Raw genomic sequence first — 11,587 nt, forward strand, 5'->3', positions numbered from 1 at the left:
GCTTCGCCAGCTCCTACACTGTGTGGCATCGTCGCACCATTGGCTTTGCCGGAGTTGTTTGATGCCGTCCTTTCTCACCAATCACCCGCTGATCTGTGCCTTGGTCCTGATTCTTCTCGACCTGCTGTTGTGGCGGCTGATCACGGCCAGTGGCAGCAACTGGAGACTGGCGGTGCGGCTGGTGATTTTCTCGCTGTTCAGCGTGCTGCTGTTCAACGAGGGCATGAACCCGATGCAACCGCCGCCCTGGCCGGAGAATGTGCCGTTGCACCTGGCCGCCACTGGCTTGCAGATCGCTTGGTGGCTGTTCGGCGCGCGGACCCTGACGGTGTTGGGGGGCGCCTTGATGATGCAGCGGGTCGGGCATACCGGGCGGCTGTTGCAGGATTTGCTTGGCGCGGTGATTTTCCTGATCGCGATCATCGCCGCACTGGCCTACGTGCTGGATTTACCGGTCAAGGGCGTGCTGGCGACTTCCGGGGCGGTGGCGATCATTGTCGGTCTGGCGTTGCAAAGTACCCTTAGCGATGTGTTTTCCGGCATCGTCCTGAACACCACCAAACCCTATCAACTGGATGACTGGATCTCCATCGACGGCACCGAAGGTCGGGTGACCGATATCGACTGGCGGGCGACGCGTCTGCAAACTGCCCAAGGCAGCATGGCAGTGATCCCCAACTCCCTGGCGGCCAAGGCCAAGATCATCAACTTCAGCCGACCCAGCGACATGCACGGGCTGTCCGTCAGCCTGCAGATCAGTCCTCATGCCCGCCCGCAAACGGTCATCGAGGCGCTGGAGCGTGCCATGCAGGGCTGCCGGCAGTTGCTCGGCAAACCCGCACCGAATGTGACGCTGAAAAGCTCCGGCAGCGGCGGGGTGGAATACGAAATCAGCGGATTTGTCTCGTCCATGGGGCAGAAGCGCGAAGTGCGCAATCAGCTGTTCGATCTGGCGTATCGGCACTTGAAGGCGTCAGGGGTGAGCCTGCTGTCGACGGTGGAGAGCGCTGCGCCGGCCAACTTTTCCCGGCCCCGGGCGTTACTGGAAAGCTCGAATATTTTCTCGACCCTGCGCCAGGAGGAGAAAGACATCTTCAGCCAGAACATGAAGCTGCAAACCTTTCGCGCCGGCGAGATGATCCTGCCCAGCGGCGAAGTCAGCGATCATCTGTTCATTATCGAATCCGGAGTGGTGTCGGTGGCGCTCAGCCGCGGCGGCAGTAAATTCGAAGCGGGACGTATGGGGCCGGGAGAGGTGATCGGCGAAGCCGGGATCCTCGAAGAAGGGGCGATGCCCGCGGATTTCTCGGCCAAGACCTTTTGCACCTTGTATCGCATCGAGAAGGAATACCTCAAACCCTGCCTGGATGCCCGTCGTGACATCGGCGATGCGATGAAAACCCTGCTGGATTACCGCCTGCATACCGCGCAAACCCTGACCCGGGAAGTGCCGAAAGCGGTGGAGAAGAAGGGCTTTTTGCAGTGGTTGCGCAGCAGGACTTAGGGACTGCCTGGTGTTTTTCTGGTGTCTGGTCTGACGCTTTCCCGGGCTTGTTCTGTAGGCGCGAGTCCCTTGAGTCCATCGCGAGCAAGCTCGCTCCTACAGTAGTCAGCGGTGTATCTCACCTCAAGCCCGTGGCTCCACCGATACCCAATAGCGCGTCAGGCTGCTGACTTTCAGCGGCAGGGTGTCACTGAGCAGGCGCAGGTTGGCGTCGCTGTCACGCAGGGAAAATGCCCCGCAGACCCGCACAGCTGCCACATCCGGATGGCAGCGCAATACCCCTGGGCGATAGCGCGCCAGCTCGCCGAGCAATTCATCCAGGCGCATGTTGTTGGCCATCAGCATGCCGTTGTCCCAAGTCAGCGCACTGGCATCGAAGCTTTCCAGTGGTTCGAACCGGTCCAATTTAAAGCTCAGGCGCTCACCGGCATTGACCGTCGGCCCCTGGCTCATCAGTTGCGGCAGGACTTGCACCGCGCCTTCGAGCACCGAGACCTGGCTGCGTGAACCGTTGATCCGCACGCAGAAGCGCGTGCCCAAAGCATGGGTCGTACCTTGTGGGGTTTCGAGGATAAACGGCCGGGCGCTGGAGTCCTTGGCGGTCCTGATCAGCACTTCGCCCGCGAGTAGCCGGAGCCGACGCTCTTTAGTGGAGAAGGCGATGTTCACCGAGCTTGCGGTGTTCAGTAGCACCTGGCTGCCATCCGGTAGTTGCCAATTCTTCTGTTCACCCACGGCAGTCCGTTGATCGGCCGTCCATTGCTCCCACGGTGTGTGCTGCCAGGCAATACCCAGTGGCCCGGCCATTAACAGCAGACCCAGGCGGTGTAGGGTCTGACGGCGGCTGAGGCCTACGCGGCGGGCGGCCTGCTGCAAGGTTTGCATGGCAGGCTCATTGCGAAAGTCCCCAAGGATTGCTTCGGCCCGTTGCCAGGCCTCGGCGTGTTCGGCGCTTCGGTTGCGCCACTGCTGAATTGCCTGATGATCGGCGGCTGTGACTGTGCCGCAGTGCAGTTGCACCAGCCAGTCAGCGGCTTCGCCGAGAATTCGTGGGTTGATGGTGGGCGAGTTCATCAGACGATACTCAGGCATGCAATGAAGGCACTGCGCATAGGGCATTAGCCAGTTTTTTTCGCGGATGTTTCACGTTGTTTTCCAAGTAGACCTTGAAAAAAAAACCCTGGCTACTGTCAGAGTTGACAGGTACCCGAGGTTGGCTCGCCCGCTGTAATTGGCATCCTCAACTTCCCAATAATTGGCTATTTGTGCAAACCACAGGCGGGGATAACGTAGCTGCACCCCCTCTTGTTATGGAGCACATCATGCAACCTCGTATCGATTTCTACACCGCCTCGCCGGATGCCCTCAAAGCCATGATCGCGCTGGAAACCGCGGTGACGAAACTGCCGCTGGAAAAAACGCTGATCGAACTGGTCAAGCTGCGCGCTTCGCAAATCAACGGCTGCGCCTTCTGCGTCGACATGCACACCGCCGATGCGCGCAAGGGCGGTGAGACCGAACGCCGTCTTTATGCGGTGTGGGTCTGGCGTGAAACACCCTTCTTCACTCCACGTGAACGTGCGGCCCTGGCTTGGACCGAATCCCTGACGCTGCTCAGCGAAACTCACGCACCGGATGAAGATTACGCGCAGTTGAGCGCCGAGTTCGATGCCAAGGAAATGGTCGACCTGACGGTGGCAATCACCACCATCAACGCCTGGAATCGCCTGGCGGTGGGCTTTCGCAAAATGCCGCAGGCCTGATCCGCGATCAATGAGCGTCTGCTGACGGCGCGGCGGGTGGTTGCACCTTACGCATCAAGGGCACCATCGCCGTGGCGATGATGAAGCAGGCCATGATCATCAGAAACGCGTCGCCATAGGTTTGCGTCTGGGCTTCACGGTAGGTCAGCAACCATAGCTGATGCAGGCTGGCGGTGACGCCCTGGTCAGCGCTTTGGCCAAGGGCGGCAAAGTTGCTGCCCACCTGCGTCAGCCATTGGTTAAGCGCTTCATTGCTGCTGTTCAAGTGCTCCGCCAGCCGGGTGAAGTGCAGGTTGGTGCGGTCATTGAGGATGGTCGCGCACGCGGCGATACCAATCGCGCCACCGAGATTGCGCATCAGATTGAACAGCCCCGAAGCGTGTTTCAACCGCGAGGGGGCCAGCCCGCCGAGGGTCAGGGTCACGGCTGGCGGTACGGCCAATTGCTGGGCGATACCGCGCAAGGCTTGTGGCAGCATCAGTTCCCTGGCGCCCCAGTCGTGGGTGATCGGGCTGAAATCCCACATCGACAAGGCAAACAGTCCAAGGCCGGTCATCATGATCCAGCGCAAGTCGATGCGATTGGCCAGAAAGGCATACAGCGGAATCGCCAGGATCTGGAAGACTCCGGTGGAAAATATTGCCAGGCCGATGTCCAGCGCGCTGTAGCCGCGCACCCGGCCGAGAAACAGCGGCGTCAGGTAGATGGTCGCGAACAGGCCAATGCCGGTGATGAAGGAAAAAAAGCAGCCCAAGGCAAAGTTGCGATCTTTCAAGGCACGCAGATCGACGATCGGATTGGCCACGTGCAAGGTGCGGCCGATAAAGGCCAGGCCGGCCAGCCCGGAGATCCACGCGGTGCTGAGGATGGTGCTGTCGCTGAACCAGTTCCAGCGCGGACCTTCTTCGAGAGTGTATTGCAGACAACCCAGAAACAGCGCCATGAACAGCATGCTCAAGTAGTCGGCGCCCTTGAGCAACGACAGTTCCGGCTGGTCGATTTTCACCAGCATTGGCACCGCTGCCGCGACGAAAATCCCCGGCACCAGGTTGATGTAGAACAGCCAGTGCCAGGACGAGATCTCGGTGATCCAGCCGCCAATCACCGGTCCCAGGGTCGGTGCCAGGGATGCCACGGCACCGATGGTGGCGGCGGCGATCACCCGTTGCTTGCCGGTAAAGAAAAAGAACGCAGTGGTGAACACCAGCGGAATCATGGAACCGCCGAGAAACCCTTGCAGCGCGCGAAAGGCAATCATGCTCTGGATGTTCCAGGCCGCGCCGCAGAGCAGGCTGGCCAGGGTGAAACCGACCGCCGAGGCGCAAAACAGCCAGCGCGTGGAAAATACCCGGGACAGCCAGCCCGAGAGCGGGATGACGATGATTTCGGCGATCAGATAACTGGTTTGCACCCAGGCGGTTTCGTCGGTGCCGGCCGAGAGCCCGCCGCCGATGTCGCGCAGTGAGGCCGAGACGATCTGGATATCCAGCAGCGCAATGAACATGCCGATGCACATGGTGGCGAAGGCGAACACTTTGGTCGCGGTCGCCATGGTCGTGGCATCGAAGGGCGCAGCCGCTGCGGCGAGGGCGCGACTCATGGTGCGCTGGCCTGGGTTAGCGCTGGGGAGGGCTGTTTACCCTCGGCTTTGGTATCGACCGAAGCCGTCACCGAGAGGCCCGGACGCAGTTGGCCCAACACCGCGTCGGCCGGGTCGAGGATGATGCGCACCGGCACTCGCTGGACGATTTTGGTGAAGTTACCGGTGGCGTTTTCCGGCGGCAGCACGCTGAACTGTGCGCCAGTGGCCGGCGCCAGGCTGTCCAGATGACCGTGGAATTCACGCCCGGGCAGCACATCGGCGTGGATACTGACCCTTTGACCGGGCAGCATGTGCGCCAGTTGATCTTCCTTGAAATTGGCATCGACCCACAGGCCACTGGCCGGTACCACCGAGAGCAATTGCGAACCGGCCTGGGCATAGGCACCGACTCGCGCCCGCCGGTTGCCGATCACCCCATCAATCGGTGCGCGCAACTCGGTGTAGCCCAGGTTCAGGCGGGCGATATCGCACTCGGCCTGGGCCTGGATCAACGCCGCTCTGGCCTGCTGTTTCTGGGTGGCGATGACCATCAGCTGACGCTGGCTGGCGAGCAGTTCGGCCTGCGCCCGAGCACTGAGGGCTTGCGCGGTCTTGAAGGTGGCATCGGCCCGTTGCGCGCTTTCCACCGACACCGCGGAGCTGCCGACCAGACGCTTGTAGCGCGCATTATCGTCCCGCGAACGGGACATCTCCGCAGCGGTCGCGTCGATCCCGGCCCGGGCCTGAGCGATCACCGCTTGCTGCAGTTGTTCGGTGGCATCGAGGTTGGCCAGCAAGGCTTCTTCGGCGGCCACCGCACCCTCGGCCTTGGCCAGGCTGGCACGGTAGTCCCGAGAGTCGAGGAGAATCAGCAAGTCACCGGCATGCACCTGTTGGTTGTCGGTCACCAGCACCTGCTCGATATAACCAGGCACTTTGGGCCCGATCACCGTGACATCGCCGCCGATATAGGCATCGTCGGTGTCTTCGATAAAGCGTCCGCTGGTCCACCAATGCAATCCATAGAGCCCGATCAGCCCCAGCGCGGCAGCCACCAACAGCAACAGCAGCAGGCGTTTGAACAGGGCCGGCCACGGTGGGGTCAATGCGGCAGCGACGGCGGGTTCTTCAACTGCAGTGAAGCTGGTCATGGAGGACACCTGTGGAATCAGACTTATATTACGTGTATAATATGACGTATGTAATATTCAGTCACAAGTAAATTTCTCTACCAGTCATCAGGTGCACGTCAGCGAGACGTTATTTGAACCAGGCCTTGGGCGTGGTGCCGGTCATGCCCTTAAAGAAGGCAATGAACACGCTGTCGCTGGCAAAACCCAGTTCGAAGGCGCTGTAGGCGATGCTGCGGCCGGTGGCGAGCAGCTCGATGGCACGCATCAAGCGCCATTGTTGGCGCCATTGCTGGTAGCCCATACCGGTTTCCCGTTGAAAGATCCGCCCGATGGTTTTACTGCTGGCGCCGACCCGGGTCACCAGCACCTGAAGCTCCGGCGGCAGCTGTTCGGGTGCGGCGAGCAGCGCTGCCAGGCGTTTGTCCCGTGGCAATGGCAGCAGCATCGGCTGCTGCGCGGCTTCGCGAACTTCATACAGGCACAGCGCCAATAGATGGGCGTATTTCCCTTGATCCCAGTCGGTGTCGAAGCCGGCCATAGCCATGGGTTCCAGCACCGCCCGTAGCAGTGGGCTGACTTCCCGTACGCTGACCTGTTGCGGCAATTCGCCGGACAGTTCAGGGCTCAGGTAAATCGATCGATAGTCCACGCTTTGACGCATCACCGCACGATGAGTTACCCCCGGTGGAATCCACGCCACCCTTGAAGGTGGCAACAGGCAGAGTTGGTTTGCCAAGGTGATGCGGGTACAGCCTTGTTGGGTGAACAGCAGTTGCCCCCGAGCGTGCTGATGCAGGCCGGAATCATGGTCGCCAAGGATGGCGGCGATACCGATCACCGGCGCAGGGTAACTATCCGGGTCAAACTGCGCCTGGGCGTTGAGCCATGCCATTAATTGTCCGATTTCCGATATTAGTTGGCCAGGTTCGCATAATACGTCAGTCACCCTTCTTTAAAATCGTCAGGAGCCCTTTCTGCTGAGTAATGCCCTGATGAATTCCAACAAACTGCTGGTGTTGGCGGTTGCTTTGCTGATGTTTCCGCAAATGGCCCAAACCCTTTATAGCCCCGCACTTTCTGATATCGCTCGGGCGTTTGCCGTCAGCCCGCCAATGGCTGGGCAAACCCTGTCGGTGTATTTTCTGGCGTTCGCTTTGGGCGTCGTGGTGTGGGGGCGGGTCTGCGACGGGATCGGTCGGCGTCCGTCGATGCTGGCCGGGCTGCTCCTGTATGCCGTCGCGTCGGTTATTGGCCTGAGTGTCAGCACCTTCAGCGGGCTGTTGGCTGCCCAGGCGTTGGCCGCCTTTGGCGCGGCGGTCGCATCGGTAGTGACACAAACCCTGCTGCGTGACCGTTTCAAGGGAACAGAACTGGTGCAGGTCTTTTCGGTGATGGGCATTGCCTTGGCCGCCAGTCCGGCGATCGGACTGTTTGCAGGCGCGAGTCTGGCCGAGGTCCTGGGTTATCGAGGTGTGCTGGCCTGCTTGCTAATGCTCGCGCTGATTCTGCTGGGCTGGTGCGGTGTGGCGCTGCCGGAAACCCTGCCGCCAACACTGACCAGACCCTCGCTTTTCGGCACCCTGGGGTTGATGCTCAAGGACCCGGCGCTCTGGCGCTCGGCCCTATTGATTGCGTTGTTCAACATTGCCCTGTTCAGCTACTACAGCCTCGGGCCGTTTGTCTTTCAGCGCCTGGGTCTTGGTGCGGACCTGTTCGGTTACAGCGGAGTGATTCTGGCCTTGGGCTCCGGTCTTGGCGCCTGGTTGAACAAGAGTTTGCTCAAGCGCGGATTCAGCAGCGAGCAGTTGGTGACGCGCGCCGCGGCGGTGGCGCTGGTCGGTGGCATTGCGGTGCTGGCGTTACAAGGCAGCGCCTGGTTCGTCATGCCGATGCTGCTGGTGGTGTTGGCGTTCGGCATGGCGATCCCGAACATCCTCGGCTCGGCGCTGGCGAACTACAGCGATCGGCTGGGCACCGCCGGGGCATTGCTGGGTTTGATGTACTACTTGATGATCGGCGCCGGCCTGATGCTGGCCGGCTGGAGCCAGGCGCTGGGCTGGACCTTGGTGGCCTGTGGAGTCCTGGCGCTGGTGCTGGCATTTTTCGGCAGGAGCCGCCGAGCGATCATGGCGTCAGTACGATCGCCCCTTTGACCTGTCCTTGGCGCAGGCAGGCCAGGGCAGAGTTGGCGTCTATCAGGGCAAAGCGGGTGACGTGGGAACGAACGGGGGTATGACTGATTTCGGCGAAGAACGCCTTGCCATCCTCACGGGTCAGATTGGCCACCGAACGCAGTATCCGTTCGCCCCATAGCAGTTGATAGGGGAAGGCTGGAATCTCACTCATATGAATGCCGGCGCAAATCACACAGCCGCCCTTGATCGTGGCTGCCAGCGCCAGGGGGATCAAGGCCCCGACCGGGGCGAATATCAGTGCGGCGTCCAGCGGTTGCGGGGGCAGCTCTTCGGAAGACCCGGCCCAGACCGCACCGAGTTTTCTCGCGTAATCCTGGCCTTTTGTGTCGCCAGGACGGGTAAAGGCATAGACCTGCTGGCCACGCGCCAGCGCGAGTTGTATGAGCAAATGGGCGGCGGCGCCAAAACCATAGAGGCCCAGTCGTTGCGCTGCTCCCGCCAGCCGCAAGGCGCGATAACCGATCAGCCCGGCACAGAGTAGCGGGGCAGCCTCGACGGGCGCCAGCGCGGCTGGAATCGACAGGCAAAAACGCGCATCGGCCAGGGCGTAGTCAGCATAACCGCCATCAAGCTGGCACCCGGTGAATAGTGCCTGATTACACAGGTTCTCCCGTCCTGCGAGGCAGAAAGCGCAGTGCCCGCAGGCCCAGCCCAGCCAGGGAACACCGACTCGCCTGCCGATCCAGTAAGGCGCCACCTGCGAGCCGACGGCCATCACCTGACCGACAATTTCATGGCCGGGAACTCTCGGCAATATAGCTTGCGGCAGTTCGCCATCGACCAGGTGCAGATCGGTACGGCAGACCCCACAGGCCAGCACCTTGATCAGCAGTTGGTGAGCGGCGGGGACCGGCACCGGACGATCCTGCAATTGCAGAAGCTCGCCAGGGGCCTGTAACACCATGGCACGCATGGGTCTTCTCCAGAGAAGGTTACAAGATTCACTGTAGATCAGCGGCGAAATGAGGAGGTTGTTGCGGTCAAGCAAAAGCCCCTTGCCGGTCTCCCGACAAGGGGCACGGCCGTTCATGGTTTCAGTCGGCCTTGATCTGCACGATTTTTTCCGCCTTCATGGCCTCGGCTTTTTTCGGCAGCGACACCGTCAGCACGCCTTTGCTGAAATGAGCTTCGATCCTGTCGGCATCGACTCCCTTAGGCAAGTTGAAGACCCGTTCGAATGAGCCATAACGGCGTTCGGAGAGGTGATAGCCTTTGCGGTTCTCTTCCCGGTCGTCTTTCTTTTCGCCTCTGATAATCAAAGAGCTATCAGTTAGCTTGATTTCGATGTTGCTTTCATCCATGCCGGGAAGTTCGGCGCTGATTTCATAGCTTTTCTCTTTCTCGGTGATATCCACCGCGGGTATGCCGTGACCGATCAATTCCCTGCGCCAGAATGGCTCGAGATCGAAAGCGCTGCGGCTGAAAGGAGAAAGCGCCGAGCCTCGACCGAAATCTTCGAACAGATGGTCGACTTGCTGCCGCAGTTTCTCAAAGGTTCGCCTTGGGTCCAGTGTGCCTGGCTGCCGACTGCTTTTTTCTTCGGAGCTGATTGGCATTTTTTTCACTGAGTTGGACATTTCATTTCTCCTCTTGGGTGACTTCGAGGTGGACTGCAAATGTCCGGGTTGCCTGTCCACATCGAGAGGGGATAATCCGGGATAACCACGCTCTGAGCGGTCTTCCCGCCACAGGCGGGACTGGCCTGTGAACGTCTTTGGTACTCATTAAGCATAGGCGCGCTTGAGGTCTGGATCCTTCCAGAGCGGGGGTGGGAGAAGAAAACGCGACGAGCGGAGCGACTTGCAGCGCGAATGAATTGCCGGGCTTAATAGGAAGCATTACTATTCACGCCCCGCCTCCATAGCGCACCGCGATGACCCCCAAGCCGCCCCGCAGACCAGGCTTTTTCGAGCACTACGAAGAGTTGATCGGCACCTGGACGCGTCGGCTGAGAAATCGTCAGCAGGCCGAGGATCTGGCCCATGACACTTTCGTGCGGGTGCTCGAGTCCGATTCGGCGACAGTCGAGCAGCCACGGGCGTATTTGCATCAAACCGCGCGCAATATCGCGGTGGACGCTTATCGGCGTGAAGATCGCCGCAGTGCCATGGAACTGGAAGCGATTCATCAGAGTTCGCCGCCCAGCGGCGATCCGGAGCATTTCATGCACGCGATCCAGCTTGCTGACTCCATCGAGCGGGCGCTCACCGAGCTCCCGGTCAACTGCCGCAAGGTGTTTGTCTGGCAGAAAATCGAAGGCCTGACCCAGGCGGAAATCGCCGAACGCCTGGGGCTGTCTAAAAACATGGTGGAAAAGTATATGATCCGCACCCTGCGGCATCTACGCGACCGCCTCGATGGACTGAGCCAATGATCTGCCGTGACTTTTCTCCCACCGCCAAGCAGGACATTCCATGATGGAGACGGGTGATTGTGCGTGCGGTTCGATGACAGTTCGCGATGAAGCGGCGCTGTGGTTCGTGCGTCTACAGGATCAGCCGGTGAGCGCCGAAGATCATCTGCGCTTCGGGGCCTGGCTGGAGGAGCACCCTCAGCATCGGGATGAATTTCTGTTGCTGAAAAAGCTCTGGACGGCTACCGATCTGCTGCCCAGGGCGCGTTTGCAGGCATTGTGCGAGACCCCACCGACTCGAGCCAAACGCCGCCCACTGCTACGTTATGCGGTGGCGGCCAGTGTGCTCGCGGTGGCCCTCGGTCTGGGCTTGTTCGACGTCTTGAACCAGCCGGCGGCCTACACCGCCGAGTTCTCCACGGCCCTCGGCGAGCGTCGCCAGGTGGCGTTGCCGGACGGTTCGGTGATCGATTTGAACAGCCGCAGCCGAATTCAAGTGCGTTATGCAAAGGACCGACGCAGCATCGAGCTCACTCAGGGCGAAGCGATGTTCAGCGTCGAGCACGACAGTCATCGGCCCTTTATCGTCGCTGCCGGGTCCGGCAAGGTCACGGTGACCGGGACGCGCTTTGACGTGCGCCGCGATGAGGCTGAAACCCGGGTGGTGGTCGAGTCGGGGACGGTCAAGGTGCAAGGCAGCGAGGCCGACGATGGAAAGTTCGTCAGCCTGACCGCCGGCCTCGGCACCCGTGTCGATGCACAGGGCCAGGTGGCCGCGGCTTATGCGGTCAACCCTCAGGAACTCACGGCCTGGCGCAGCGGCAAGCTGGTATTCAACAACGCCAGCCTGACTGAAGTAGCCCATGAAGTGTCGCGTTATCGGGATAAACCCCTGCGTGTGAGCAGTCCTGCGGTGGGCCATTTACGCCTGACCAGCGTGTTCAAATCCGCCGACACCGACGCGCTGCTTAAAGCCTTGCCGAGCATCCTGCCGGTGGCGGTGCGAACCCTTGACGATGGCAGTCAGGAAATAATTGCGCGATAGATTCAGGTTTTT

At 60.6% G+C, this 11,587-nt stretch carries 11 protein-coding genes; 5 read left to right on the plus strand and 6 right to left on the minus strand.

The features are described 5' to 3' along the window. Positions 1 to 61 precede the first annotated feature (61 nt). Positions 62 to 1,504 carry a mechanosensitive ion channel domain-containing protein gene (locus tag ACA064_RS08010; RefSeq protein WP_497672891.1) on the plus strand — a complete coding sequence of 481 codons (1,443 nt, stop codon included), beginning with the start codon at positions 62 to 64 and terminating at the stop codon, positions 1,502 to 1,504. A 123-nt stretch (positions 1,505 to 1,627) separates the two neighbouring features. Here the strand turns inward: ACA064_RS08010 and ACA064_RS08015 are convergent, their stop codons facing one another. Next, the gene (locus ACA064_RS08015) at positions 1,628 to 2,578 is read right to left on the minus strand and encodes a FecR domain-containing protein (protein WP_497672892.1); all 951 of its coding nucleotides are present in this window, start codon (positions 2,576 to 2,578) and stop codon (positions 1,628 to 1,630) included. Positions 2,579 to 2,826: 248 nt separating this feature from the next. On the opposite strand from ACA064_RS08015, the gene ACA064_RS08020 reads away from it, so the two are divergent. Next, the gene (locus ACA064_RS08020) at positions 2,827 to 3,267 is read left to right on the plus strand and encodes a carboxymuconolactone decarboxylase family protein (protein WP_497672893.1); all 441 of its coding nucleotides are present in this window, start codon (positions 2,827 to 2,829) and stop codon (positions 3,265 to 3,267) included. Positions 3,268 to 3,274: 7 nt separating this feature from the next. Here the strand turns inward: ACA064_RS08020 and ACA064_RS08025 are convergent, their stop codons facing one another. The 3 genes from ACA064_RS08025 to ACA064_RS08035 all read right to left on the minus strand — a co-directional run bounded on the left by ACA064_RS08025 (position 3,275) and on the right by ACA064_RS08035 (position 6,874). After that, positions 3,275 to 4,867, minus strand: a complete 1,593-nt coding sequence (locus ACA064_RS08025; protein ID WP_497672894.1) for a DHA2 family efflux MFS transporter permease subunit — start codon at positions 4,865 to 4,867, stop codon at positions 3,275 to 3,277. Then, positions 4,864 to 6,000, minus strand: a complete 1,137-nt coding sequence (locus ACA064_RS08030; protein WP_497672895.1) for an HlyD family secretion protein — start codon at positions 5,998 to 6,000, stop codon at positions 4,864 to 4,866. The genes ACA064_RS08025 and ACA064_RS08030 overlap by 4 nt, the downstream gene beginning before the upstream one ends. A gap of 109 nt (positions 6,001 to 6,109) precedes the next feature. Further along, positions 6,110 to 6,874 (minus strand): AraC family transcriptional regulator, encoded by a 765-nt coding sequence (locus tag ACA064_RS08035; RefSeq protein WP_497672896.1) that lies wholly within the window; start codon positions 6,872 to 6,874, stop codon positions 6,110 to 6,112. A gap of 100 nt (positions 6,875 to 6,974) precedes the next feature. Here ACA064_RS08035 and ACA064_RS08040 point away from each other — a divergent pair, with 100 nt between their 5' ends. Further along, positions 6,975 to 8,135 carry an MFS transporter gene (locus ACA064_RS08040; protein WP_497672897.1) on the plus strand — a complete coding sequence of 387 codons (1,161 nt, stop codon included), beginning with the start codon at positions 6,975 to 6,977 and terminating at the stop codon, positions 8,133 to 8,135. Here ACA064_RS08040 and ACA064_RS08045 read toward each other — a convergent pair. After that, a complete protein-coding gene (locus tag ACA064_RS08045; protein WP_497672898.1) occupies positions 8,107 to 9,090 on the minus strand; it encodes a zinc-dependent alcohol dehydrogenase family protein in 984 nt (327 codons plus the stop codon). The genes ACA064_RS08040 and ACA064_RS08045 overlap by 29 nt on opposite strands. A gap of 121 nt (positions 9,091 to 9,211) precedes the next feature. After that, positions 9,212 to 9,754, minus strand: coding sequence for an Hsp20/alpha crystallin family protein (locus ACA064_RS08050; RefSeq protein ID WP_497672899.1), 543 nt, complete (start codon positions 9,752 to 9,754; stop codon positions 9,212 to 9,214). A 296-nt stretch (positions 9,755 to 10,050) separates the two neighbouring features. Between ACA064_RS08050 and ACA064_RS08055 the strand changes: the two genes are divergently transcribed. Continuing rightward, complete coding sequence (locus tag ACA064_RS08055) at positions 10,051 to 10,551, plus strand: sigma-70 family RNA polymerase sigma factor (protein WP_497672900.1); 501 nt, start codon at positions 10,051 to 10,053, stop codon at positions 10,549 to 10,551. Positions 10,552 to 10,591: 40 nt separating this feature from the next. Then, complete coding sequence (locus ACA064_RS08060) at positions 10,592 to 11,575, plus strand: FecR family protein (RefSeq protein ID WP_497672901.1); 984 nt, start codon at positions 10,592 to 10,594, stop codon at positions 11,573 to 11,575. The last annotated feature ends 12 nt before the right edge of the window (positions 11,576 to 11,587 follow it).

The organism is Pseudomonas sp. LBUM1658, assembly GCF_059716055.1.

What these genes read in the sequence shown, in the direction of transcription:
- ACA064_RS08050 (WP_497672899.1), bottom strand. Translation starts at nt 9,754, where the DNA reads ATGTCCAACTCAGTGAAAAAAATGCCAATCAGCTCCGAAGAAAAAAGC.
- ACA064_RS08015 (WP_497672892.1), bottom strand. Translation starts at nt 2,578, where the DNA reads ATGAACTCGCCCACCATCAACCCACGAATTCTCGGCGAAGCCGCTGAC.
- ACA064_RS08055 (WP_497672900.1), top strand. Translation starts at nt 10,051, where the DNA reads ATGACCCCCAAGCCGCCCCGCAGACCAGGCTTTTTCGAGCACTACGAA.
- ACA064_RS08025 (WP_497672894.1), bottom strand. Translation starts at nt 4,867, where the DNA reads ATGAGTCGCGCCCTCGCCGCAGCGGCTGCGCCCTTCGATGCCACGACC.
- ACA064_RS08045 (WP_497672898.1), bottom strand. Translation starts at nt 9,090, where the DNA reads ATGCGTGCCATGGTGTTACAGGCCCCTGGCGAGCTTCTGCAATTGCAG.
- ACA064_RS08020 (WP_497672893.1), top strand. Translation starts at nt 2,827, where the DNA reads ATGCAACCTCGTATCGATTTCTACACCGCCTCGCCGGATGCCCTCAAA.
- ACA064_RS08040 (WP_497672897.1), top strand. Translation starts at nt 6,975, where the DNA reads ATGAATTCCAACAAACTGCTGGTGTTGGCGGTTGCTTTGCTGATGTTT.
- ACA064_RS08035 (WP_497672896.1), bottom strand. Translation starts at nt 6,874, where the DNA reads ATGGCATGGCTCAACGCCCAGGCGCAGTTTGACCCGGATAGTTACCCT.
- ACA064_RS08010 (WP_497672891.1), top strand. Translation starts at nt 62, where the DNA reads ATGCCGTCCTTTCTCACCAATCACCCGCTGATCTGTGCCTTGGTCCTG.
- ACA064_RS08060 (WP_497672901.1), top strand. Translation starts at nt 10,592, where the DNA reads ATGATGGAGACGGGTGATTGTGCGTGCGGTTCGATGACAGTTCGCGAT.
- ACA064_RS08030 (WP_497672895.1), bottom strand. Translation starts at nt 6,000, where the DNA reads ATGACCAGCTTCACTGCAGTTGAAGAACCCGCCGTCGCTGCCGCATTG.